The sequence below is a fragment of the Rhodococcus sp. JCM 9793 genome, from assembly GCF_055380405.1.
In genome coordinates, this window is record NZ_AP043721.1 from 4,800,282 (window position 1) to 4,823,155 (window position 22,874).

A 22,874-nucleotide genomic window follows, 5' to 3' on the forward strand; every position below is an offset into this window, starting at 1 on the left:
TTCTGTCCTCTTGTGGTGTCACAGTATGTCCATGGCTACAGAATTCGACTGGAAGCATTCGCTGCTCGAGCAGTGGGAGTTCCACTGGAACAATCAGATCCGGGCCCGACTCGAGGGTCTGTCCGACGAAGAGTATTTCTGGTCTCCCGTACCGAATCCGTGGAGCGTGTGGCCGCGCGGTAGCTCGACCGCCCCCATGCAGGCCGGCGCAGGCGACTTCACCATCGACTTCGCATTCCCCCAGCCCGAGCCTGCACCGTTCACGACGATCGCGTGGCGGCTCGGACATGTCATCGTCGGAGTGCTCGCCGCGCGCAACGCAGCTCATTTCGGTGCGCCGCCGGCGTCGTACGAATCCTGGGAGTACGCAGGCACCGCCCGTGAGGCGCTCGACCAGCTCCAAACCCAGCTCGACGTGTGGGTGAAGGGCGTGCGCGGCCTCAGCAATATCGAGTTGATCACCCCGGTCGGGGACAAGGAGCCCTACCCCGAGCTGGCGATGGCCGACCTCGTCCTCCACATCCACCGCGAACTGATCCACCACCTGTCCGAGGTCTCGCTGCTTCGCGACCTCTACGCACACACCCGAGGAGAACAATGATCACGCTGGTCGACCCGGAAGAACTCGCGTACAGCCCGGCCTTCGCCCAGGGGGTGATCGCCCCCGCCGGCAAGACCGTCTACGTCGGTGGCCAACTCGGCATCGACGGCTCCGGCGCCATGCTCGACGGCATCGAGGCGCAAACCGTGCAGGCGATGAAGAATGTGCTGGCGGTGCTGGCCGCCGCGGGTTCTGCACCGGAGCATGTGGTCAAGCTCAACATCTACATGGTCGACGGCGTCGATGCGCAGGTCGGATACGCGGCGTCACGGTCGGTGTGGGGTGATCGGCGTACCGCCATCACGGTGGTGACCACCGCCCGACACGCGCGGCCTGGTGCACTGGTCGAGATCGACGCGATCGCGGTCGTCCCCGAATGAAGCCCTCCGGGGGTTAGTCTGCAGCCGACGCCGATCGCGGAGGAGCAGAATGACCGACCCAGCCCAGACCGTTTCCACGTTGACGCTCGAGGAGAAGGCCGGCCTGACCAGCGGGCTGAATTTTTGGTACACGAAACCTCATCCGCAGTCGGGGATTCCGTCGATCATGCTGACCGACGGTCCGCACGGTGTTCGCAAGCAGACCGAGGGTGGTGATCACCTCGGCCTCACCGACTCGGTGCCCTCCACGTGCTTTCCTCCCGCGGTGGCGATGGGATGTTCGTTCGATCCGGAGCTGCTCGAACTCGTCGGCTCTGCGCTCGGAGCCGAGGCGCGGGCAGCGCAGGTGAGTGTGTTGCTCGGCCCGGGCATCAACATCAAACGGTCGCCGCTGTGTGGCCGCAACTTCGAGTACTTGTCCGAGGATCCGCTGCTGTCGGGTGTGCTCGGTGCGGCGCTCGTGCGCGGGATCCAATCGCAGGGCGTCGGTGCGTCTCTCAAGCATTTCGCGGCCAACAATCAGGAAACCGACCGGATGCGGGTCTCCGCCGATATCGACCCACGTCCCCTGCGGGAGATCTATCTGCGCGGGTTCCAGCGCGTGGTCGAAGACGCCCAGCCGTGGACGGTGATGTGTTCGTACAACCGCATCAACGGCGTGTACGCATCGCAGAACCGCTGGCTGCTCACGGACGTCCTGCGAGGTGAGTGGGGATTCGACGGACTGGTCGTCAGCGACTGGGGTGCCGTATCGGACCGGGTCGCGGCATTGGCGGCGGGTCTCGACCTGGAAATGCCGTCGACCGGGGGTCGCACAGACCAGGAGATCGTCGACGCGGTACGCGCGGGGACGTTGGACGAGTCGGTGGTCGACGCCGCCGCGACACGTGTCGTCGACCTTGTCGGTAAGTCCGCGGTCGACGCCGATGCCGTGTTCGACGCCGATGAGCACCACGCGCTCGCCCGCCGGGTCGCCGCGGAGTGCGTGGTGCTGTTGAAGAACGACGGCGTCCTGCCGCTTGCTGTCGACGCGAAGATTGCCGTGATCGGCGAGTTGGCCCACACCCCGCGCTACCAGGGGGCGGGATCGTCGCGGATCAACCCGACGCGCCTCGACAACGCGCTCGACGAGATCCGGTCGCTGGCGTCCGTCGATGTGGTGTTCGCGCCCGGCTACCTCGACGACGGCACCTCCACCGAGGAGTTGCTGGCCGCTGCCGTTGATGCAGCGCGGGCCGCCGAAGTCGCGGTGGTGTTCGTCGGGGTGCCCGCAGCACTCGAGTCCGAAGGGTTCGATCGCGAAGATCTCGAACTGCCCGATTCTCAAGTGGACTTGCTCGATGCGGTGGTCGCGGCGAACCCGAACACCGTGGTCGTGCTGTCGAACGGTGGTGTCGTGCGCGTCTCCGGTTTCGCCGACCGTGTGCCCGCACTCGTCGAGGGCTGGCTGCTCGGGCAGGCAGGCGGTGGCGCACTCGCCGATGTTCTGTACGGGTTGGTCGACCCGGCGGGCCGGCTCGCCGAGACTATTCCTGTGCGACTCGAGGACACTCCGTCGTACACGGATTTCCCGGGCGAGCACGGGCACGTCCGCTACGGCGAAGGCTTGTTCGTCGGCTATCGAGGATTCGACGCGCATCGGACCGAGGTGTCGTTTCCGTTCGGGCACGGCCTGTCGTATACGACCTTCTCCTACTCCGACGCAGTGGCGACTGTCGGTGATGATCTCGTCGTGACGGTGACCGTGACCAATACGGGGAGCCGGTCGGGTTCCGAGGTCGTGCAGGTGTACGTCGGCGTGGCCGACTCCGCAGTGGTACGCGCACCGCGCGAGTTGAAGGGATTCGCGAAGGTGCATCTCGACGCCGGCGAATCACGACAGGTAGAGGTTCCGGTCCGGCGCGCGGACCTCGCGTACTGGGACACCCGGGTCGATGCATGGGTGGTCGAGGGCGGCGCCTACCGCGTCGAGGTCGGTGCTTCGAGTCGCGACATCCGAGCCACCTGCACCACGGAGATCACGGGGGACGAGGTGTCGGTCCCGTTGAGCGTGGAGTCGTCGATCGGCGAGATCCTTGCCAACCCCGCAGCTGCAGAGGTGCTTTCGAAGATATTCGCCACCGCCGACGGTGAAACCCCTGCCCTCGACCCAGCGGTACTGGAAATGGCGGCGTCGATGCCGCTCGAGCGGATCCTGAGCTTCGGAAACTTCGGAATCGGGCGCGACGAGATTCAGCGGCAACTGGACATCGTGAACGCCGGGTCGAAATGACCATGCGCATAGCAACATTCAACATCAACGGGATTCGCGCGGCGCAACGTCGCGGGTTCGAGAAATGGTTGCGTGAGCGGGACCCCGACGTGGTGGCGTTGCAGGAGCTCCGCGCCCCCGCATCGGCGATTCCGGAGGGCGTGTTCGGTGATCATCATCTGACCTACGAGCAGGGCACACTGCCGGGCCGCAACGGCGTCGCGATCCTGACGCGCAAGGAGCCGAGCGCGGTGCGAACCTGGAGCGGCACAGCGCTACTACGACACCCGAGCGACGACCACATCGAGACGGTGGAGCTCGACCCCGCTCCGCTGGCACGAGGCCTGCGGGAGTTCGCCGATCAGGGCCGCTACGTCGAGGTCGACCTCGCGGACGCACCGATCACGGTGGCGTCGTTGTATCTGCCGAAGGGCGGCTTGCCCGCTCACCTGCAGAAGCCCGGACGGATGCGGGAGGCACCGGACGGTGGCGCACGCTACGACCGCAAGATGCGCTTCCTCGACGCGTTCGCCCGTCAGCTCACGAGATCCCGGCGCACAGCTCGCGCGCAGGGCCGGGAGCTGCTACTGATGGGTGACCTCAACATCGCGCACACCAGGTACGACGTCCGGAACTGGCGACGAAGCAATCAGGCCGAGGGTTTCCTCCCTGAGGAACGAGAGTGGTTCGGCTCGATCGTGTCTCCCCGTACTCTTGTCGACGTGGTGCGCAGTCACCACCCAGAAGTGGACGGTCCGTATTCGTGGTGGTCGTGGCTCGGGCAGTCCTTCGCGAACGACGTCGGCTGGCGAATCGACTACCACCTCGCCACCCCCGCACTCGCGCGTTCAGCGGTGTCGGCCGGGACCGATCGCGATCCGGCTCCAGACCGTCGGATCAGCGATCATGCGCCCGTCGTCGTCGATTACGACCTCGCAGTGCTGGAGAGCCGGATAGGTACGCAACGCTGATGTGACGTTCGCAAACCTGGTGGTTCACCACTGAGGTTGCGGGCCTCACATATGCGTTGCGAGCCTCAGTGGTCCGCTCGCGCAGCATGCACTGTGTTAGCGTCTCTCCCGGAATTCGGCGGATCGGGGGGTCGCGTGGGCGGGTGGAAACGTGTCGCGGGGAGCATCGCGCTCATCGCAGCGACAACGGCATGCGGGACCGACGCACCGCCCGCAGATCCACCGAGTGCAGCCGACACCGTCACCTCGACGACGCGCACTCCCCGCATCGTCGACGAATCCGGCCGACCGGCGATCACTTTCGACCCGTGCCTCGACATCCCCGACGACGTGCTCGTCGAAGCGCAGTATGACCCGAAGTCGAAGCGCCCCTCGGAGTATCCGATGGAGACCTACACCTTCCTCGGCTGCAGCTTCGAAGGCACCTTCCACATCCCCGATGTCCTCGACGAATACCGGTTGACCATTCTGGCGGGAAACGTCACGCTGGAAGAGGAATGGGAAAAGGACGGGCACGTATCCAGCCATACCAACGTCAATGGGCGCGATGCTCTGCTCCAACTCGACCCGAGCAACAAGAACAACTGCGCGATCACCGTTCGAACCGACTTCGGCATGGTGATCTTCAGGCGGACATACTTCGCTGATCACGCGCGCGAGGTGCCGATCGACGAATGGTGCTCGGACATCGATGAACTAGTGGCCCAGCTAGAACCCCACCTCCACCGATAACGCACTCGAGCCAGTCCAGGAAGGAATCCCGCATGGGCGAGTTCGTCCGACTCGAACCCCAGGTCATCGAGGAGATCGTCGCAATCTGCCAGACTGCGATCGATGCCCTGAGAGACGCAAGAATTACCACAGACAGCCTCACCGACACGCAAGGCTTCGGCGAGTTCGAGTCCGCGAAACAACTCGCCGCCGGCTACGCCAGAAAAGCGTCCGGGACACCGGAATCGGCCCAGGAACGAGTCGACCAGTTCATCGACGCCTTCACACAACTGCAGCACGCCTTCGCCTCCGGCGGCGAAGCGTTCCTCGAGGCCGAGTTCGACTGGGTCCGCCGGCTACAGGCGATCGATACCAGCTCCGTCGTCTGACCGAACAGCATCGAGTCGATCACGCCTCGCGTGTCATCACCGGGGGCAATGACATTCTCGTGGCAGGCTGACCTGCATGCATGCCTACGACGAAGGGTTCGAGCCACCGAAAGCCTGCGCCGAGTGGTGTCGTCTCCGCATGTACGACCTGCAGGTGCTCGACGACGGGGTGACAGTCGACCTGAAGTGGTGGAACGACCACCTCAAGGACGCCGGCCACGATATTCGGTTGCGCGGACGCAACCTCGACGGTCGCATCGTCACCAGCGGCAAGGCCGTCGTCCCCCGCAACGACCTGCGGTTGGGTAGTGAACTCGTCAACGCCGATCACGACGGTGTGGGGCTGCTGTTCCTGTGCGCGGCATGGCGCAGCGCGCACCCTCGGCGACGCTCGGCGCGACGTTTCCCGAATGTCGTCGACGCCCATGCACCCGCCGGACGCGACCCTCTCGACAAGATCAAGGGCGTCCTCGACTACTGCGCGAAGACGAAGGCGCTGCCCGACAACTCCCGACTCACGTGGTCGGGATGGCCCGACACCCCCGGCGTGGGAGTTCCGCTGTTCGCGACCTATCTGTGGGCCGTCGATGTCCACACCGATGCCGGTCCCGCGCAGTTGCTCGATCAGCACGGAGTGTCGACGCTCGTGCACGAGGGTTGGTTGGAGGATCCTGCGGTCGCCGATTTCACGTTGCGCCGCTACCTCCGCTACGTGGGGCTCCTCAGCGGGTGGGCCGAGAAGATTCAGACCCGCCCGGAGCTGGTGGAGATGTGGCTCGTCGAACGCTGGGATGCCCGCATGGCCGAGGTGCGCGACGGCTCGCACGCGACTCCGCGCTTGTTCTGAAGTTGTCCACAGGCACGCATTTCATCCACAGATTCGGCAGCAACACGATTTTCGCTGCCGCGCGACGCTCTTCGGGCGGCAGTATCCGCTCATGGACGAACCACGGGGACTCACCAGGAAAACGCTCATCGCGTCGGGCATGTCCGAGAACAGCATCAGGAGGGCGTTGCGGTCGGGTGAGCTCGCCAACGTCGCTCACGGACTGTATCTGTGGCGCAAGGACTTCGATGCGCTCGGCACCGTGGAGCGTCACCGCGTGCATGCGCGACACGTCGGTTCCACCTTGGACACGGATGAGGCGATCAGCCACATCTCGGCGGCAACGCTGCACCGCATCGACGTGTGGGATGTTTCGCTGCGCCGCGTTCACGTCTCCCGACCGCCCAGCCGCAGTGGTCGCGTGACGGCAGGTCTTCACGCTCACACCACGCACTGGGACGACGGCGAGATCACGCACGTCCTCGGCGTTCCGGTGACGTCGATTGCCCGCACCATCGTCGACCTCGCCCGGACTCTCCCCCGCGACCAGGCCATCGCGGTCGGAGATGCGGGGCTGCGCCTCGACCCGGGCGCCGCATCCCAGATTTCCCGTGTGCTCGAGGCGTCCCGCTGCCGCTACGGTCTGGTGTCGGCGTCGTCGGTATTGCAGTTCCTGGACGGCCGTAGCGAGAGCATCGGCGAGTCGCTGTCGAGGATCCGGATGCGTGAATACGGCCTGCCCGTTCCCGACCTCCAACGCGAACTCGTCATTTTCGACGGTCGACGTGTCCGCGTCGATTTCTACTGGGAAGACCTCGGGGTTGTCGGAGAGTTCGACGACAACGAGAAGTACACCGGGCCGCGCGACCTCATCAACGAGAAGCGCCGGGAAGACGGACTTCGCGACCTGGGGCTCGAGGTCGTCCGCTGGGATCCGGAGGAGCTGGAGACCTTCGAGGTGGTTGTGCGACGGTTCGAGCGCGCAGTCGCCCGGCGCCGGATGTGGGCACTCGATCGAGCGCAATAACGCCACCGTTTCGGCCTACCAGTCGAGGCAACGACGGGGACCCGATGGACACGAGGATGATTCGCACGCGCTGGTGGCCGTTCGCGGCGGCCACGGGGCTGGTCGTGCTCCTCGCCGCGACGGGAGTGATACCCACCTGGCCGGGTCTGGTGCACCTGGTGGCGTTGCCTCCTCTGGACATGTTCGCTGATCTGCGGGTGCTGCTGGTGGTCACCGATTCGTGGCCACAGTTCCTCTTCCTGCTCACGGTTGTCGGTGCGTGCAGGATCGCGCTGCTGGCGTGGCTCATCGGCGGCACACACCCCTGGGGTGTGGCGATGGCCTTCTACGCAGTCACGTTCGCACCGACCGCCCTCGCCGCGTTCTCCACCACCGCGTCGTACGCGGTGCTCTACTCACGGATCTTCTGGCCCGCCGTCGCCCTAACGGTAGTGATGGTTCTGATCTTCGGCCCGGTGCGGTGGCGGGGTGTCGACACACAGCGGTCGTCGATAGCTCGAGCATGGCGACGTGGACGCCCGGGCATTGTCGTTGACGTCGACCACCGATCTGCCGCTCATGCCTCACGGTTGGCGCTTGGACGTCGAACGCAATGGCTGCCCCGCACGAGTCGCACACCCTCTTCTACCGAAGTCGTCGCAGTTCGAGGACGCCGCAATCCGGTCCTTGAATCACCAGGCGCCACCATCTCGCCCGCACGGGCGAGCACGTCCTAGGCCTCTTCGAACTGATCGGCCCTCGCGGTGTGGGGTTCCCAGCCACCGACGGCCGCCGACGAGTTCGCACATCTCCCTGCCCAGATCGACACCGAGCGAGCCGCGTTCGAGTTGGTACGCGGCGGGCTCCGACTCGAGCAGGAGCGCATTCCCTGGCTGTACGCGGTCGAGCCCCTCCGCGCTCTGTGACGGTCCGCGTCATACGAAGCCGAACAGCGGTGGGATCGCGACGACCACCAGCGCAGCCCATGCGCCGTAGACGGGTAGATACTGCATCTGCCACCGTTCGACGGCACCGAATCCGCACCGCCCACGGATGAACCGGATGCCCAGCCACGCCGCCCAGGACAGATTGACGAGCAGGACCAGATTCAATCCGAGCGCGACGACCTTGTTCGCTGTGAAACCGAACTCCACGATGCGCGTGAGCATGGCGCCGAGCATCAGGACGTTGACGGCCAGCGCAGCCACAACGAGGACCATCTGAGCCACGTCGAACACATCGGGCGCTGCGTGTGGATCGCGAGCGGAGATGGCATACAGCAGTAGTCCCAGAACGAGGACGAGGATCAGGTCCATCAGGATGAGCAGGTCGCGGTCGACGTCGAGAACGCTCTGAGACGAGACGAACGCGATCACGAATGCTGCGAACAACGCGAGCAGCATGAGGATTGTGAGCGGCGTGAAGACCCGGGTGAGCACGGGCGCAATGTTCTCGATCACCGCTTGCTTCGCTTCCACGAGCCACGCTGCCACCACCATCGCGCCCACCGGCGCGAACGGGAGGACCCACGCTTCGAAGAACCACTCGATATCGATGTCCAACGCCGCGAACGTTCCTGCCGTCAGGCCCATGAGCGCTCCCCCACCGAGCGCGAGCAGCACCATGTAGACGATCCATTCGCCGGTGAACCGGACGAAGTCCATGCGTCGGCGGTCCGAACGCCAATCACCGCCGACGTATGCCGCACCGACCACGAGCCACAGAACGATCGGGGCGTGAATCGCCGCGATGATCTCGGTGGCTCCGCCACTGTCGAACGGGTAGACGTTCAGCACCAGTGCCGCCACCACGAACGGAGCTACCAGTGCCGCGATGCCCGGAACAGTCATGTTCCGCTTCCACGCGAAGTACGCAACGAGGAAGGGCAGCACCAGAATGCTCAGGCTGCGTACGAGGACCTGTTCGGGAAGCCATTCGGCCCCGGCCTTGACGACCAGACCTGCCGCGACAGCGAGAGCGAGAACCACGCCGAGTTCACGCGGCCGGCGCCGGGCTCCGCCATCTGGATCGGCAGAGACCAGCACGAGCTGTTTCCACAACCGGCCGGAGTGTTCTCGTGCGAACTCCCGGGAGATGTCGTCGACGCTACCCATCCGCCCCACAGCGACGAGAAACGCTTCGCTCGACGTGAGTCCCGCGGTCGACAGATCCGAAACCTGATCTCTCAGATGCTCTTCCAATTCGTCGACATCGGAGGTCGAGATCACCCGATGTCCCGAGACATATCCTCGCCACTGCGCGATCTGAGATTCCAGCTGCGCGTCGATGTCCATCACGCCCATCCTTCCGCCGCCGGCGGCAGCACAGTGGAGTCCCACACCCGATGCAGGGCATCCGCGACGACCGTCCATTGCGCGGCACGTTCGGCGAGCATGTTCCTGCCTGCGTCGGTGATCGTGTAGTGCTTCCGCCGACGACCGTTCTCTGCGGTACTCCAGGACGCCGAAACACAGCCGGCACGTTCGAGCCGATGCAGCAGCGGGTAGAGCATGCCGTCGGTCCATTGCATGCGACCGTCCGACAGTTCGTTGACGCGTTTGATGATCGCGTAGCCGTACGACTCGCCCTCGGCGAGAATCCCGAGCACCAGGGGCGTGGCCGACGCAGCCACGAGGTCCTTGTCGATGAACATGACCCTCCTATACCTAGCACTTCTAGGTGTGGGCTGACCCTAGCAGATCTAGGTACATAGGGCTGTTAGGTGTCAGGGGCTGTTCAGCGCAACCGTTCACGTCGCCCGACGGTGCTGCGCAGCCCTTCCGCTGCCGCGCGCACCGCCGCGACGTGGGCTTCGGGAGTGAATCGACCAGTGGGGCCGGTGACGCTGATTGCCGCAATGACCTCGTCGTCGATCCCGAACACCGGTGCAGCCACGCATGTGATGCCCAGCGCCGATTCCTCCCGCTCGAATGCGACACCGGTCTCGACGACCCGTTCGAGCTGCGTGCGCAGAATTCCGGGGGCGACGATCGTGTGCGGCGTGCGACGGACCTTGGGCATCGACAGCGCTTCGTGGACGAGTTCTCCGTCCGCATGCGCCAGCAACGCTTTTCCGATTGCGGTGCAATACCACGGATTTCGTCCACCGGTCCGCGACGGTGACTTCGCCTGCCGATGACCGCCGAGCTTCACCACGTAGACGACATCGAGTTCGTCGCGCACACCCAGATGCACGGTTTCGTGAGTGCGTTCGTAGAGATCCTGCAAGAACGGCATGGCCATCTCGAGCAGGCTGCGCTCGACGGAGGCCCGCATCCCCAGTTCGAACAGTCCCCCACTGAGGCGGTATCCGCCGTCGACCCGATCGAGCAATCGGTTCGCGACCAGCTCCCCGGCGAGGCGATGGACGGTCGCCTTGTGGAGTTCGGTGCGTCGGACGAGTTCGGCCAGCGGGAGAACATTGTCGTCAGGCCGGAAGGCACGAAGGATCGTCACCGCCTTGCCGAGCACCGTGTCCAGATTCGCCGTCACGAAAACAGCGTATCGCTCAGTGAGACGAACCATTGTTTCTCTAGCCCTCGAAGCAGGACAGTAGAGGTCATGAGCAACCCCACGAACACCACCGCGGTCAGCGAGGCGGACATCGCCGCCGCAGCGGACCGCCTCGTGTCCGCCGCCGCGAGCGGCACCCCTACCGCTCCGATCCGCGACCTGATCGGCGAGAGCGACCTCGTCGCGGCCTACGCCGTTCAGCAACGTTTCAACGAGGGCCGCACGGAGGCGGGCGCCGTCATCGTGGGTCGCAAGATCGGCCTGACCTCGAAGGCCGTGCAGGAACAACTCGGTGTCGGTCAACCCGACCTCGGAGTGCTCTTCGACAACATGGCGTTCGACAACGGCGCCGATATCCCGATGGACCTGCTGATCCAGCCGAAGGTCGAGGGTGAGGTCGGGTTCGTGCTCGGCTCCGATCTCGTCGACGGCCCGCTCGACACCGCTCAGGTGCGCAACGCCATCGAGTACGCCGTCGCCGCTCTCGAGATCTGCGACAGCCGGATCGCCAACTGGGACATCAAGTTCGGCGACACCGTCGCCGACAACGCATCTTCGGGTGTGTACGTCCTCGGCACCGAGCGCCGCACCCTCGACGAGATCGAACCCGTCGACGTCACCATGTCGATGGAGATCGACGGCACCGAGGTCTCCACCGGCAACGGCGCCGCCTGCCTCGGCGACCCTATCCAAGCCGTCGTCTGGCTCGCACAGACCGCCCGCGAACTCGGCCAGCCGCTGAAGGCGGGCCAGGTGATCCTGTCGGGTGCACTCGGCCCGATGGCGTCCGTCTCCGCAGACAGCACCGTCTCCGTCACCGTGTCCGGCCTGGGCACCGTGACAGCCCGTTTCGTGGAAGGAAAGCAAGCATGAGCAAGACCAAGGTTGCGATCATCGGATCGGGCAATATCGGCACCGATCTCATGATCAAGGTTCTGCGCACCTCCGAGGTTCTCGAGATGGGCGCCATGGTCGGTATCGACCCCGAGTCGGACGGCCTCGCCCGCGCCGCACGCCTGAAGGTGCCCACCACGGCAGAAGGCGTCGAAGGCCTGGTGAATCTGCCGAACTTCGACGAGATCGAGATCGTGTTCGACGCGACCTCCGCGAAGGCGCACATCGCGAACAACGAGCGTCTCGCTCCGCTGGGCAAGCGACTGATCGACCTCACGCCCGCCGCGATCGGCCCGTTCGTGGTTCCCGCCGTCAACGGCGATGAGCACCTCGACGCGCAGAACGTGAACATGGTGACATGCGGTGGCCAGGCCACCATCCCGATGGTCGCGGCCGTGTCCCGCGTCGTGCCGGTCGCGTATGCCGAGATCGTCGCGTCGATCGCGTCGAAGTCGGCCGGTCCCGGTACCCGAGCGAACATCGACGAATTCACCGAGACCACGTCGTCGGCAATCGAGACGGTCGGCGGCGCCCGCCGGGGCAAGGCCATCATCATCCTGAACCCGGCCGAGCCGCCGCTGATCATGCGCGACACGGTCTTCTGCCTCGTCGACGCCCCGGACCCGGCCACCCACGACGAGATCCGTCAGTCGATCGAGAAGATGGTCGGCGACGTCGCGGCATACGTGCCGGGCTACCGCCTCAAGCAGCAGGTGCAGATCAGCGAGATCCCCGAGGATCAGCCGGTCGAGACGCTGCTCGTCGACGGCAATCGCCCGACGCACCAGGTCTCGATCTTCCTCGAGGTCGAGGGCGCTGCCCACTACCTGCCCGCATACGCCGGCAACCTCGACATCATGACCTCCGCCGGACTCCAGATCGCTGAGCGGATCGCACAGAAGAAGGACAACGCCTGATGAGCAACACCACCGTCTTCGTTCAGGACGTCACCCTCCGCGACGGCATGCACGCGGTGCGTCACCGTATTTCGCCGACCGACGTCAAGCGCATCGTCTCCGCTCTCGAGGACGCGGGCGTCGACGCGATCGAGGTCGCGCACGGCGACGGCCTCGCCGGCGGTTCCGTGAACTACGGCCCGGGCTCGAACACCGACTGGGAGTGGATCGAGGCCGCAGCCGAGGTGCTGCAGAACGCCCGCCTGACCACGCTGCTGCTCCCCGGTGTCGGCACCGTCCACGACCTGCAGCGCGCCTGGGATCTCGGTGTTCGCTCAGTGCGCATCGCAACCCACTGCACCGAGGCCGACGTCTCCGCGCAGCACATCGCGACCGCCCGCGAGATCGGCATGGATGTCTCGGGCTTCCTGATGATGAGCCATATGGCCCCGGCCGAGGAGCTCGCCAAGCAGGCCAAGCTCATGGAATCGTATGGTGCGCACTGCGTCTACGTCACCGACTCCGGCGGACGCCTGACCCTGGGTGGTGTGCGCGACCGCGTCCGCGCGTACCGCGAGATCCTGAACGAGGGCACCGAGATCGGTATCCACGCACATGAGAACCTGTCGCTGTCGGTGGCGAACAGTGTCATCGCCGTCGAGGAAGGCGTGTACCGCGTGGACGCCTCGCTCGCCGGCCACGGCGCCGGTGCCGGCAACTGCCCGATCGAGGCGTTCATCGCTGTTGCGGATCTGTACGAGTGGAAGCACGGCTGCGACGTGTTCAAGCTGCAGGACGCAGCCGACGACATCGTCCGCCCGCTGCAGGACCGCCCGGTGCGGGTCGACCGTGAAACCCTCACTCTCGGCTACGCCGGTGTGTACTCGAGCTTCCTTCGTCACGCGGAGACCGCGTCGGCACGCTACGGCATCGACGTGCGCACCCTGCTGCTCGAGGCAGGCAAGCGCAAGCTGGTCGGTGGCCAGGAAGACATGATCGTCGACATCGCGCTCAACCTTGTCGCCGAGCGCGAGGCCGCGAGCGCCTGACGCACTCGGTTCAGTCGAGCAAGAGGTCCCCGTCCGAGGTTCTCGGGCGGGGACTTCGTCGTCGGCAGCGCCGATGGGATCTCCCACGGCGAACACTCGTGCACCGAAATTTGTCGGCATCCCGTTTCACCTGCGATTTCCCCCACTTCTCCCGGTGAACATTTGCGACTAGGATGACGCCCTACCGGAAATATTTCGCCGAACGGAGCACTCCACGATCACCCAGGCACAGCCCTCGACATCCCATATCCCCGCAACCCCGGGTGCGGTGGCCACTCCCGCACTCACGCCGACCCCGACTCTGCCGCTCGATCCGATCTGGTGCATCGACCGGTATGCCCTGCCCATCACCACGACCACACCGCACGAAGCGATGGTCGAAGACCTGCTGTTCATCCGAGACGTCCTCGACACTGCGGGTATCGCGTACACACTGATCCGCAGAGCAGACGACCGCCCCTGCCTCGCCGTCGACAGGGCCGATCGGAAGATCCTCGAGGCAAGTCTGGCCTCGGCCTGTTCGGATCAACCGTTCTATTCGAAACCGCTCGGGAAGAAGGGAATTCGCCCTGTGCTCGTAGCGGACGGGCGCCTGTCCCCGACGCGGAAGGCGCGCGCGTTCCGGCTGTACCGTCCGCGAGTGGAGCCGTTGAGCGGCCTGCGGTACGGCGCGTCCAGCGGTGTGGGGATCGAGCTGTGGCAACGACGTGGTGACGAGCTCGTGCTCCCCGGCGCGAACGCCCTCACGCGCAATACGGTGCTGCGAAGCGAACTGGTGTCCACCACCGTCGAGCTGTACGGACGGGTATGGCCGACCATCGAGGGCATGTTCGACGCGCATCCGTCGGGACTTCCGTTCGAGATCGATCTCGTCTTCTCGTGGGTCGACGGCTCGTCGAAGACATTTCAGGCCAAGCGCGCCAAGCTCATGCAGAGTTATGTGGTGGGTGAGGGCGACGACTCCCCCGCACGCTATCGGCAGATCAACGAACTGAAGTACGCGCTCCGCTCGGTGAACATGTATGCCCCTTGGGTGCGTCGGATCTTCGTCGCGACCGACTCCGATCGCCCCTCATGGCTTGCCGACGACGACCGGGTCACTTTTGTGCGCAGCGAAGAGTTCTTCGCCGACCAATCGATGCTGCCGACGCACAATTCACAGGCCGTCGAGGCGCAGCTGCACCGCATTCCCGGACTGGCGGAGCACTTCGTGTATTCCAACGACGACATGTTCTTCGGCCGCTCGGTGGATCCTCAGGTGTTCTTCTCTCCGGCCGGGATCAGCAAGTTCATCGAGTCCGATATCCAGATCGGTCTCGGACGAAACCACAGCGAACGCAGCGGTTTCGAGAACTCGGCGCGTGTCAATCGAGGGCTGCTGCGTGAGCGTTTCGGGGTGACGATCACCCATCACCTCGAGCATGCACCGGCACCTTTGCGACGGAGCATCGCAGCGGAGATGGAGCGCGAGTTCGACACCGAGTTCATGGCAACTGCCGGAAGTCCGTTCCGCGGAGTCGACAACATCTCGGTGACGAACTCCTTCTACCACTACTACGCGTTGATGACGGGACGCGCGGTGCAGCAACTGTCCGCCCGAGTGAATTATGTCGACACGACGACGCACTCCGGCTTGCGGGAACTCGACACGCTGCTCGCGAAGCGCAAGACCGACTTCATCTGCCTCAACGACGGCAGCGCCCCTGAGGTGGACCTGGAGGTGCGCACCGCGAAGGTCACGCAGTTCCTCGACCACTACTATCCGATTCCCGCACCGTGGGAAACCGCCTATCCCCGCTGACCGTTCCGGTCAGGCGTCGAGCGTGAGCCCCGGGTTCTCCGGGATTCGGACTCCCGCATCCGCGAGACGCTGAGCGGTTTCCTCTGCGGTGACGTGCCGACCGGCGGTGGCATAGCTGCCGGCCGGCACCACGGAATGCACGATGGTCTCGGGATAGACGTGTACCAGGTTGAATCCCTGCGCTCCGTCGCGACCTCGCTGGGAGTCGATCGGGACGTTGAGGTCCTGCGTGTAACACGTGGACGATGCCACCGACACCGGGATTCCGGCGAACGTCGCCGTCGTCGAGTAATGCAGGTGACCCGCCAGAATTGCGCGGACATCCGAGTTGCGCACCACGTCGGCGAGCCCGGTCTGGTCTCGAAGTTCGACGAGGACCGCGAGGTCGAACACGCACGGCACCGGAGGGTGATGCAGTACGAGCACGGTTCCGAACGGCGCGGGGGTCTCGAGTTCGCTGCGGAGCCATTCGAGTTGTTCATGGCGGATCTCGCCGTGATGGAATCCGGGCACGGAACTGTCCAGAGTGATGACTCGCAGTCCGTTCACGTCGTCGACCCGGTCGATCGGGCCGGAACCCGGGGCCTGGTCGAGCAGACGTTCACGGAAGGTCGCGCGGTCGTCGTGATTCCCCATCGCCCAGATCACCCGGGCCTCGAGTTCCTCCGCGACGGGCTCGACGAACGCACGCAACTTCACATACGCATCGGGTTGGCCTCGATCGGCCAGGTCGCCGGTGAAGATCAGGGCGTCGGGCCGGACTTGCGACGCACGGATGTCGTCGATGATGCGCTGGATGTGGGCGTCGCCGTCGACCGTTCCGTAGAGGAGCTCGGCACCGCCTACCAGGTGGGTGTCGCTGAGGTGCAGGAGGGTGTGCGACGGCCGCGGGTACTCGGCCACTCGCTCTGACTCGGCGGAGCCGGTCATGATCACTCGCTTCCGTTCGGCGACGTTTCAGGATTCCACGCCGACTTCGAGGCTAACTGCGTCTGTTGTACCTCTCCAACTCGACTGCCTCGGTCTCGTCTGGGAACGGCCCGGCAAACTCCCGATGACCAACCGTAACCTGCGAAGACGTGGAGTCGCCTCGAGCCGACATGCCCGTGGCGGCGGCGCGGCCGGAAGGCGACAACTCGCCGAATGCGATCCTGCGTGTTCACATCCGGTTGGACTCGACGACGGTTGTTCGTTGTAGAAGGTAAGTAATTTCATGCGCCGGCACGGCCGAACAACGGTTCGTCCCACTTCGCCAACAGATGCATGGGAGTCAGACATCAGCATGTCACGAGCAGTGTCGCGACGAGGGTTCTTGGGTGCCGTCGGGATCGTAGGTGTCGCTGGAGCCGCATCTGCATGCAGCGAGGCCAGCGCAGGGAACGCTCCGGGCGGAGGAATATGGACACCCGGAAACCCGCGCACATTCTCCATTCCGGACCGTCCCACGAGCGACCTGAAGGAACTCGCTTCGAACGAAGACTTCTGGAATGCCGTGCGCGACAACTAGACACTCGACGACTCCATCGTCAATCTCGAGTATGGATATTTCGGCAGCATGGCGAATTCTGTGCAGGACACATTCTTCGACAAGACAGCGCTGATCGAGCATCCCGCAGTGCGGGTGGTGCTCACCACGCACTTGTCGCATCGGACCGGTCTGGTGATACCGATTGCAGAGATAACGGAGTTGGCCGAATCCCACGGCGCAGACGTCATCGTGGATGCGGCCCACTCGTGGGGTCAGATCCCCTTCGAGCTACCGGATCTCGCAGCACCGTTCATCGGGCTCAATCTTCACAAATGGATGGGTGCCCCGCTGGGATGCGGCGCGACGTACGTCCGCAAGGACCAGCTGGGAGACATCGATCGCGACCTTGCAGACGAGGACTACGACGCGAGCGACATCCGCTCCCGGGTCCACACCGGCACCTCCAACTCTGCGAACTACCTGGCCGTTCCGGCTGCGCTCGACGTCCATGAGGCGCTCGGCGCGGATGCGAAGCGGGCACGCGTCCAATATCTCCGGGACCTCTGGGTGAACGAGGTCTCGGGGCTGGACAGAATGCACATTCTCACTCCGGACGATCCGAGCATGTACGGGGCATTGACTGCCTTCCGTATCGAGGGCAACACCACCACGGAGCAGTCGACGGCGATCGCTTCGTGGCTTCGCGACGAAAAGGGAATTCTGACGGTGCGCCGAGGCGGTGTCGACAAGGGCGAGGTCATTCGTGTGACGGTCGCACCGTGGACCAGTCCCGATCAGTGCGAGCAGCTGGCGTCTGCGCTCGGAGAGGCAGTGCGGCTCTTCTGACCGGGCCGGTCCACGATCCTTACCGGACGCCGACAGGTACGCGCACCGGTTCGACGGTGGCAACGGGAGCGGAAGAGGCAACCGGCCGTCGTACCAGCGCGACACTCACGTACACCATGAGCGATACCAACGCCGCGAGGAACGTCGTCCAACCGTCGACATCGGCCGACACCAGATCGTTCGGTATGTACAGCAGGGTGTTGTCGACACCGTAGATGGTGGGTGTGAGCACGAAGCACCCGACGCGCACCCCGATTCCCGCGACCGCGGACACGGCCACCGCGACACCGTCTCCGCGCGTCCAGAACAGGCCCAGGATGAACGGCACCACCAGCGACGCAAGCAGCAGGTCGAAGGTGAGAGTGAGCAGGATGCCGGTCTGCGGGACACGGAGTGCGACGATCGCACCGAGCGCCGCCATCGGGAGCATCGCCCACCGGGTGGCCCTCATGACGTCCGACGACATCGCGGCGTGCGCGCCGCCCACCCTGAAGATGTTGCGCACCAGTACCGTCGCGGTGGAGAGCAGGATTCCGCTGACGGTGGTCAGCGATGCTGTGACGAGACCGGACAGCACAAGGATCGACAGCCACTGCGGGGTGTACTCGCCGAGCAGCACGTACAGGATCGGCGCGTCGGCTGCGCTGTCGCCCACTATCGAGACCGCAGCAAGTGCGACGAACGACAGGGGCACACACAACAGCAGGATTCCGGTCGCGGCGGAGAAACAGGCACGCTGCGCGGCGTGCGGCGACTTCGCAGAGAACACGCGCTGCATCAGGTCGATCGCGACGAGGTTGCCGAGGCCGAGTGCGACGATCGTCGCCCAATTGATCGCGGCGCCCTGCACCGGATCGGTGAGCTGACCCAGATTCCCGATACCGAGACCCTCAGGGCTGGAGAACCCGGGACCGGCCGCGACCCACACGAGGAGCGAGATGATCCCCACGACCATGATCGCGAACTGCACCATGCCGGTGTAGACGCTGGCGAACATCCCGCCCGCCATCGTGTACACGAGGACGAACGGAATGATCACCAGCACCGCGACCGTGTAGTTCAGGCCGAGGAAGTACTCGAGCAGGTACCCCAATGCGACGAGGTTACCGGCGAGCAGAATCCCGAAGCTCATCACTGTGAGAACCGATGCGGTGATCTCGGTACCGCGACCGAACCGCTGCCCGAAGTATTCGGGAAGGGTCACCACTCCGGTGGCGCGTAGCTTCTTCGCGAAGAACAGGCCCACGAGGAGCACACTCACTGCAATACCCAGTGGCATCGCAGCGCCGGCCCAGAAACCGAATGCGGCGGACAGGTCTGCACTGCCGAGGGTTGCGTTGGAGTCGACGACCTGCGACATGAGCAGGACCGCGAGGACGGGCGCGCCCAGTGAGCGACCTGCCAAGAGGAAGTTCCCGGTATCTCCGCGAACTTTACGAGTGGAATAGAAACCGGCCCCGATCAGAACTACGAGGCACACGGCGACACCGGTGATGATCATGACAGCTCCATCGAGAAGGTCAGACGGCAGGAGCGCTGCGTTGGGCTTCGCGTCCGAGCGAGTAGAGAGGGCGTGCATTGTCAGGAAGAGCGATCTCGCCATCAGCGAGACGGCGACGGAGATAGACGAAACTCTGGGCGGTCTGCGCGAACAGGTGCTCGCCCGCTCGTACACCGTCGTACCTCGGCCCGTCTTCACCGACGAATCGATCCAGGGGTTCAACCCACGTGTCGTAGTCGACGTTGAAGAAGAGCGGGAACGAGTAACGCTCTTCGGCTACCTTACGCACCCGATGTGACGTCGCTGTAAATATCCCGTTGGTCCAAATCTCCAGTAGATCACCGATGTTCAGTACGAATGCGTCGTCGCGGTACGGAACGTCGATCCAGGCGCCCTCGGCATTGACGACCTGAAGTCCCGGCGCCGTCGGCAGCAGGAGCGTGAACACCTCGTAGTCGGTGTGGGCACCGATGCCCGGCCGGTCGTCGGCACTCGGGTCGTGCGGATAGTGGATCATCCGCAGCTGCGCTGGCGGGGTGGTGACATATCGATCGAAAAGATCCGGTGACTCGCCGAGGGTTTCGGCAAAGGCGCGCAGTATGACTCGGCCGAGACCGAAGATCGCGACGTAGTAGGCGGTGACGGAGCCGGCGAAGTTGTCGAGCGCGGGCCACTGGTTGGGTCCGAGTAACGGATTGCCCGCGAGATAGTCCGGGTCGTCGTCCGGGAGATCGATCGAAAGGTCGTATGCCTCTTTGTGGTCGGGGGTGGCTCCCGCGAATACTTCCTCCCCTGCCGGGACATATCCGCGATGATTGGTGGAATTACCGATGTACACGGACATTTTCATGTCGTCCGGTTCCGCGAAGAATCGCTCGGCTGCGTCCTTCAGTCCGTCGATCAGGGTGCGATCGATTCCGTGACCGATGATCTGGGCGAAGCCCACCTCGCGTGCGGCTCGGCCGAGTTCGCCGACCACGGCGTCGCGTCCGTCCCCACCGGCGACGAGAGCGGTGACGTCGATGACCGGAATACTGGTGAAGGTCACGGGATTCTCCTGGAGTCGAGGCGCCGCCAGTTCCGTACGACGGGATTCCCGTCGAGATCGTGGTCGCGAGTGCCGATCCGGTCGCCGAACACCGGATTCAGGTGTGCACCGACCCGATACGGGAGACTGGAGGCGGTGATGATCCACTGCTCGCCGCGCACAACGCCGAGCACGATCTCACAGTCGAATAGGTCTTGTGCCGCACGCATGCTCGCGGCTCCGCGGATCTGCTCGTTCAAGGGACCGTCGAGCACGTGGGTACGACCCCGGGCGAATGCGAAGTCGCTGCCCACCCGCACGACGACTCCGGGTGCACCGGTGTCGAGCTCCTCGAGCAGGTACTCGTCGATGTCCTGTGAGGTAGCCGCGATCCGCCAGTGTTCGATGTAGTCCTCGAATATGCCTTGCTCGACGAGGGTGCCGTGGTCGAATGCATTCAGAGCGCCCGCGTCCGGTGTCGGGCCTGCCGGGTGCAGCGCGACTGTGCGTCCCCATTCGACGTGGTTGCCGTTGTCGAACAGTGGGCCGGCGAATCCGTCCTGATCAGCCAGCACGAGGAGGTCTCCGATACCCAAGGCACGAAGCGCGGGTGCCTCGATCTTCGGTAGCGCGGCGGGCTGTCGAAGATCGCAGTACAGTGCGCGTCCCTGCAGCCAGGTGACACGAGTCGTCGTGTCGTCCGGATGCTCCGGTCTCCGCAGCAGACTGCGCTCGAAACGGGTTCCCGAGAGCGACGCAGCGACCGTCACGCGCCACTTTCCTTCCACCGTGCACGCTCCTGTGCGAATGCCACGGACTGGATTCGCTGGAAGGCGTCGATCGATTCGCTGTTGTCCACCAGGAATTTCCGGTGTTCGGCGAGCGAGAAGGTGCCGTCGGTGATCTCCACTCCCCCACCTCGACCGGCGGCGAGGTCGGCGCGCAGGTCGAGCAGTTCTTCGGGATCGACGGGGTACCAGGAGATCCGGTCGAAGAAACGCAGAAGCCACGGGGTGCCGTCCTCGAACGGACCTGCCTGTTGTGGATGCCGGTGGTTCCACACCTGTGTGGTGCGTCCGACGAACTGGTAGCCGCCCGGGCCTTCCATTCCGTAAATGCACAGATACGCACCGCCGATTCCGACCGCATTCTCCGGCGTCCAGGTGCGTGCGGGGTTGTACTTGGTGGTGACAAGTCGGTGTCGCGGGTCGAGCGGGGTCGCGACCGGCGCACCGAGGTAGACGTCGCCGAGCCCGAGCACCATGTACTCGGCGGCAAAGACGGTGTCGAACACGTCGGCGACGGCGTCGAGCCCGTTCATCCGGCGGATGAACTCGATGTTCCACGGGCACCACGGCGCATCGGAACGCACGCCGTGCATGTAGCGCTGGATGGCTTCGCGGGTCGCAGGATCGTCCCAGGACAACGGGAGTCGCACCTCCCGACTCGGCACTTCGAGTTCGTCACTGTCGCCGAGAGTGTCCTCGACCTCGGCGAGGTGGTCGAGCAGGGTTGCAACGGGCAGGACGTCGGGATCGACCTTCACCTGCAGCGACCGGATGCCCGGTGTGAGTTCGAGCAGACCGCGGGGACGGTCGGCATCGAGCCGCTGATGCAGTGCGTGCACGCGGGCGCGCAGACCGAGGTCGAGGGTCATGTCGCCGTATTCGACGAGCACGTTGTCGTCGCCGCTGCGCCGGTAGGTGACGGCGGTGTGGCCGTCGCGGCGCGCCAGCACACCGTCGTCGCCGTCGCCACTACTGGAGGCAACGAGCGATAGTCCGGCGCGCCGCCCGACGCCGAGTGCGCGGCGGGATGCCGCACGTTCCGCGTGCACCGGCACGAACCGGATCGTATTGCCTGGGGCGAGCTGTCCGATCTTCCAGCGGTCGGCGGACGCCACCGTCACCGGGCACACGAAGCCGCCGAGGCTCGGCCCGTCGGGTCCGAGGAGGATCGGGGTGTCACCGGTGAAGTCGAGAGCACCGACGGAGTACGCGTTGTCGTGGATGTTCGAGGGGTGCAGTCCGGCCTCGCCGCCGTCGGTGCGGGCCCATTCCGGTACCGGTCCGACGAGGCGGACGCCGGTGCGGTCGGAGTTGAAGTGCACCTCGTAGTCGGTGGCGTACAGGGTGTCGATGTCCGCGCGGGTGAAGAATTCGGGCGCACCGTGCGGACCTTCGGTCACCGCGATCTGCCAGTGCGTGCACAGGGCGGGGATATGTTCGGAGGGCACTGCAGCACTTCGGTCGGTGTCGTCGTCGCCGACAACGAGGACATCGCCTTCGCGGAGCGTGCGCCCCTCGTGACCACCGAAGGCTCCGAGGGTGAAGGTGGCTGTACTGCCTAGGAATTCAGAGACGTCGAGGCCACCGGCGACCAGCACGTACACGCGCAGGCCAGGTCCGGTGAGCGCCCCGACATCGAGCAGGCCGCCCGCTGGAACGGTGACCGGTCGCCACTGCGGCACGATCGTACCGTCGACACGCACTGTGACCGGGGCTCCCGTCACGCACACCTCGGTGTCCTCGGTGAATCGCAGGGACGGTCCGACCATGGCGGATTCGAGTCCGGGTACTCCCTCGTCGTTTCCGAGTGCGGTGTTGCCGAGGCGGAACGACAGGTCGTCCATGGGTCCGGACGGCGGGACACCGATCTGCCAGTATCCGGCACGTCCCGGATAATCCTGGACGGTGGTGAGCATTCCGGGGCGTTCGACGGCGATCTTCGTGGTCATGGCGAGC

Annotated in this window: 24 protein-coding genes; 16 read left to right on the plus strand and 8 right to left on the minus strand. The window is 64.9% G+C overall.

Annotated elements, in window-relative coordinates; genetic code table 11:
* Positions 1–31 precede the first annotated feature (31 nt).
* The 10 genes from ACZ46K_RS24195 to ACZ46K_RS24240 all read left to right on the plus strand — a co-directional run bounded on the left by ACZ46K_RS24195 (position 32) and on the right by ACZ46K_RS24240 (position 8,061).
* Entirely contained in the window at positions 32–601 is a 570-nt protein-coding gene (locus ACZ46K_RS24195) for a DinB family protein (RefSeq protein ID WP_054805653.1), read from the plus strand.
* Positions 598–981: a RidA family protein gene (locus ACZ46K_RS24200; RefSeq protein ID WP_054805654.1), complete on the plus strand. Its 384-nt coding sequence runs from the start codon at positions 598–600 to the stop codon at positions 979–981. The genes ACZ46K_RS24195 and ACZ46K_RS24200 overlap by 4 nt, the downstream gene beginning before the upstream one ends.
* A 49-nt stretch (positions 982–1,030) precedes the next feature.
* Positions 1,031–3,253 (plus strand): glycoside hydrolase family 3 C-terminal domain-containing protein, encoded by a 2,223-nt coding sequence (locus tag ACZ46K_RS24205; RefSeq protein ID WP_464745181.1) that lies wholly within the window; start codon positions 1,031–1,033, stop codon positions 3,251–3,253.
* Between the two features lie 2 nt (positions 3,254–3,255).
* Positions 3,256–4,203 carry an exodeoxyribonuclease III gene (locus ACZ46K_RS24210; protein ID WP_464745183.1) on the plus strand — a complete coding sequence of 316 codons (948 nt, stop codon included), beginning with the start codon at positions 3,256–3,258 and terminating at the stop codon, positions 4,201–4,203.
* A gap of 135 nt (positions 4,204–4,338) precedes the next feature.
* The gene (locus ACZ46K_RS24215) at positions 4,339–4,935 is read left to right on the plus strand and encodes a DUF3558 domain-containing protein (RefSeq protein WP_054805655.1); all 597 of its coding nucleotides are present in this window, start codon (positions 4,339–4,341) and stop codon (positions 4,933–4,935) included.
* A gap of 32 nt (positions 4,936–4,967) precedes the next feature.
* Positions 4,968–5,303, plus strand: coding sequence for a hypothetical protein (locus ACZ46K_RS24220; protein WP_054809857.1), 336 nt, complete (start codon positions 4,968–4,970; stop codon positions 5,301–5,303).
* Positions 5,304–5,379: 76 nt separating this feature from the next.
* Complete coding sequence (locus ACZ46K_RS24225; protein WP_464745186.1) at positions 5,380–6,150, plus strand: 8-oxoguanine DNA glycosylase OGG fold protein; 771 nt, start codon at positions 5,380–5,382, stop codon at positions 6,148–6,150.
* Positions 6,151–6,241: 91 nt separating this feature from the next.
* Complete coding sequence (locus tag ACZ46K_RS24230; RefSeq protein ID WP_054805657.1) at positions 6,242–7,156, plus strand: type IV toxin-antitoxin system AbiEi family antitoxin domain-containing protein; 915 nt, start codon at positions 6,242–6,244, stop codon at positions 7,154–7,156.
* 56 nt (positions 7,157–7,212) lie between these two features.
* On the plus strand, positions 7,213–7,872 hold the full coding sequence (locus tag ACZ46K_RS24235) for a hypothetical protein (protein ID WP_464745188.1): 660 nt from the start codon (positions 7,213–7,215) through the stop codon (positions 7,870–7,872).
* A gap of 27 nt (positions 7,873–7,899) precedes the next feature.
* Entirely contained in the window at positions 7,900–8,061 is a 162-nt protein-coding gene (locus ACZ46K_RS24240; protein ID WP_464745189.1) for a hypothetical protein, read from the plus strand.
* Between the two features lie 9 nt (positions 8,062–8,070).
* Here the strand turns inward: ACZ46K_RS24240 and ACZ46K_RS24245 are convergent, their stop codons facing one another.
* From ACZ46K_RS24245 to ACZ46K_RS24255, 3 genes are all read right to left on the minus strand, one after another.
* Positions 8,071–9,429, minus strand: a complete 1,359-nt coding sequence (locus tag ACZ46K_RS24245) for a permease prefix domain 1-containing protein (RefSeq protein ID WP_464749453.1) — start codon at positions 9,427–9,429, stop codon at positions 8,071–8,073.
* On the minus strand, positions 9,429–9,788 hold the full coding sequence (locus ACZ46K_RS24250) for a PadR family transcriptional regulator (RefSeq protein ID WP_054805659.1): 360 nt from the start codon (positions 9,786–9,788) through the stop codon (positions 9,429–9,431). Before ACZ46K_RS24250 ends, ACZ46K_RS24245 begins: the two co-directional genes overlap by 1 nt.
* An 83-nt stretch (positions 9,789–9,871) precedes the next feature.
* On the minus strand, positions 9,872–10,660 hold the full coding sequence (locus tag ACZ46K_RS24255; RefSeq protein ID WP_054713175.1) for an IclR family transcriptional regulator: 789 nt from the start codon (positions 10,658–10,660) through the stop codon (positions 9,872–9,874).
* A gap of 36 nt (positions 10,661–10,696) precedes the next feature.
* On the opposite strand from ACZ46K_RS24255, the gene ACZ46K_RS24260 reads away from it, so the two are divergent.
* The 4 genes from ACZ46K_RS24260 to ACZ46K_RS24275 all read left to right on the plus strand — a co-directional run bounded on the left by ACZ46K_RS24260 (position 10,697) and on the right by ACZ46K_RS24275 (position 15,288).
* Positions 10,697–11,521, plus strand: coding sequence for a 2-keto-4-pentenoate hydratase (locus ACZ46K_RS24260; protein WP_054805660.1), 825 nt, complete (start codon positions 10,697–10,699; stop codon positions 11,519–11,521).
* The gene (locus ACZ46K_RS24265) at positions 11,518–12,459 is read left to right on the plus strand and encodes an acetaldehyde dehydrogenase (acetylating) (RefSeq protein ID WP_054809856.1); all 942 of its coding nucleotides are present in this window, start codon (positions 11,518–11,520) and stop codon (positions 12,457–12,459) included. Before ACZ46K_RS24260 ends, ACZ46K_RS24265 begins: the two co-directional genes overlap by 4 nt.
* The gene (gene dmpG, locus ACZ46K_RS24270; RefSeq protein ID WP_054809855.1) at positions 12,459–13,487 is read left to right on the plus strand and encodes a 4-hydroxy-2-oxovalerate aldolase; all 1,029 of its coding nucleotides are present in this window, start codon (positions 12,459–12,461) and stop codon (positions 13,485–13,487) included. The genes ACZ46K_RS24265 and dmpG overlap by 1 nt, the downstream gene beginning before the upstream one ends.
* 316 nt (positions 13,488–13,803) lie before the next feature.
* Positions 13,804–15,288 carry a stealth family protein gene (locus ACZ46K_RS24275; protein WP_464749454.1) on the plus strand — a complete coding sequence of 495 codons (1,485 nt, stop codon included), beginning with the start codon at positions 13,804–13,806 and terminating at the stop codon, positions 15,286–15,288.
* A gap of 9 nt (positions 15,289–15,297) precedes the next feature.
* Here the strand turns inward: ACZ46K_RS24275 and ACZ46K_RS24280 are convergent, their stop codons facing one another.
* Positions 15,298–16,218, minus strand: coding sequence for a phosphodiesterase (locus tag ACZ46K_RS24280; RefSeq protein WP_464745191.1), 921 nt, complete (start codon positions 16,216–16,218; stop codon positions 15,298–15,300).
* A gap of 352 nt (positions 16,219–16,570) precedes the next feature.
* Between ACZ46K_RS24280 and ACZ46K_RS24285 the strand changes: the two genes are divergently transcribed.
* Together ACZ46K_RS24285 and ACZ46K_RS24290 are read left to right on the plus strand one after the other, a co-directional pair.
* Positions 16,571–16,795 (plus strand): twin-arginine translocation signal domain-containing protein, encoded by a 225-nt coding sequence (locus ACZ46K_RS24285; RefSeq protein WP_464745193.1) that lies wholly within the window; start codon positions 16,571–16,573, stop codon positions 16,793–16,795.
* A gap of 48 nt (positions 16,796–16,843) precedes the next feature.
* The gene (locus tag ACZ46K_RS24290) at positions 16,844–17,602 is read left to right on the plus strand and encodes an aminotransferase class V-fold PLP-dependent enzyme (RefSeq protein ID WP_054805662.1); all 759 of its coding nucleotides are present in this window, start codon (positions 16,844–16,846) and stop codon (positions 17,600–17,602) included.
* 19 nt (positions 17,603–17,621) lie between these two features.
* On the opposite strand, the gene ACZ46K_RS24295 is transcribed toward ACZ46K_RS24290, so the two are convergent.
* The 4 genes from ACZ46K_RS24295 to ACZ46K_RS24310 are packed head-to-tail and all read right to left on the minus strand — an operon-like array spanning position 17,622 to position 22,867.
* A complete protein-coding gene (locus ACZ46K_RS24295; protein ID WP_054809853.1) occupies positions 17,622–19,103 on the minus strand; it encodes a high affinity choline transporter 1 in 1,482 nt (493 codons plus the stop codon).
* Between the two features lie 19 nt (positions 19,104–19,122).
* On the minus strand, positions 19,123–20,151 hold the full coding sequence (locus ACZ46K_RS24300; RefSeq protein WP_464745195.1) for an isopenicillin N synthase family dioxygenase: 1,029 nt from the start codon (positions 20,149–20,151) through the stop codon (positions 19,123–19,125).
* Entirely contained in the window at positions 20,148–20,900 is a 753-nt protein-coding gene (locus tag ACZ46K_RS24305; RefSeq protein WP_464745197.1) for a hypothetical protein, read from the minus strand. The genes ACZ46K_RS24300 and ACZ46K_RS24305 overlap by 4 nt, the downstream gene beginning before the upstream one ends.
* Complete coding sequence (locus tag ACZ46K_RS24310) at positions 20,897–22,867, minus strand: 5-oxoprolinase/urea amidolyase family protein (RefSeq protein WP_464745199.1); 1,971 nt, start codon at positions 22,865–22,867, stop codon at positions 20,897–20,899. Before ACZ46K_RS24310 ends, ACZ46K_RS24305 begins: the two co-directional genes overlap by 4 nt.
* Between the last annotated feature and the right edge of the window lie 7 nt (positions 22,868–22,874).

Excerpts from the sequence above, each read along its gene's own strand:
- ACZ46K_RS24195 (WP_054805653.1), top strand. The coding sequence starts at position 32 with ATGGCTACAGAATTCGACTGGAAGCATTCGCTGCTCGAGCAGTGGGAG.
- ACZ46K_RS24200 (WP_054805654.1), top strand. The coding sequence starts at position 598 with ATGATCACGCTGGTCGACCCGGAAGAACTCGCGTACAGCCCGGCCTTC.
- ACZ46K_RS24205 (WP_464745181.1), top strand. The coding sequence starts at position 1,031 with ATGACCGACCCAGCCCAGACCGTTTCCACGTTGACGCTCGAGGAGAAG.
- ACZ46K_RS24210 (WP_464745183.1), top strand. The coding sequence starts at position 3,256 with ATGCGCATAGCAACATTCAACATCAACGGGATTCGCGCGGCGCAACGT.
- ACZ46K_RS24220 (WP_054809857.1), top strand. The coding sequence starts at position 4,968 with ATGGGCGAGTTCGTCCGACTCGAACCCCAGGTCATCGAGGAGATCGTC.
- ACZ46K_RS24225 (WP_464745186.1), top strand. The coding sequence starts at position 5,380 with ATGCATGCCTACGACGAAGGGTTCGAGCCACCGAAAGCCTGCGCCGAG.
- ACZ46K_RS24230 (WP_054805657.1), top strand. The coding sequence starts at position 6,242 with ATGGACGAACCACGGGGACTCACCAGGAAAACGCTCATCGCGTCGGGC.
- ACZ46K_RS24235 (WP_464745188.1), top strand. The coding sequence starts at position 7,213 with ATGATTCGCACGCGCTGGTGGCCGTTCGCGGCGGCCACGGGGCTGGTC.
- ACZ46K_RS24245 (WP_464749453.1), bottom strand. The coding sequence starts at position 9,429 with ATGGACATCGACGCGCAGCTGGAATCTCAGATCGCGCAGTGGCGAGGA.
- ACZ46K_RS24250 (WP_054805659.1), bottom strand. The coding sequence starts at position 9,788 with ATGTTCATCGACAAGGACCTCGTGGCTGCGTCGGCCACGCCCCTGGTG.
- ACZ46K_RS24255 (WP_054713175.1), bottom strand. The coding sequence starts at position 10,660 with ATGGTTCGTCTCACTGAGCGATACGCTGTTTTCGTGACGGCGAATCTG.
- ACZ46K_RS24260 (WP_054805660.1), top strand. The coding sequence starts at position 10,697 with ATGAGCAACCCCACGAACACCACCGCGGTCAGCGAGGCGGACATCGCC.
- ACZ46K_RS24265 (WP_054809856.1), top strand. The coding sequence starts at position 11,518 with ATGAGCAAGACCAAGGTTGCGATCATCGGATCGGGCAATATCGGCACC.
- dmpG (WP_054809855.1), top strand. The coding sequence starts at position 12,459 with ATGAGCAACACCACCGTCTTCGTTCAGGACGTCACCCTCCGCGACGGC.
- ACZ46K_RS24280 (WP_464745191.1), bottom strand. The coding sequence starts at position 16,218 with ATGACCGGCTCCGCCGAGTCAGAGCGAGTGGCCGAGTACCCGCGGCCG.
- ACZ46K_RS24285 (WP_464745193.1), top strand. The coding sequence starts at position 16,571 with ATGTCACGAGCAGTGTCGCGACGAGGGTTCTTGGGTGCCGTCGGGATC.
- ACZ46K_RS24290 (WP_054805662.1), top strand. The coding sequence starts at position 16,844 with ATGGCGAATTCTGTGCAGGACACATTCTTCGACAAGACAGCGCTGATC.
- ACZ46K_RS24295 (WP_054809853.1), bottom strand. The coding sequence starts at position 19,103 with ATGATCATCACCGGTGTCGCCGTGTGCCTCGTAGTTCTGATCGGGGCC.
- ACZ46K_RS24310 (WP_464745199.1), bottom strand. The coding sequence starts at position 22,867 with ATGACCACGAAGATCGCCGTCGAACGCCCCGGAATGCTCACCACCGTC.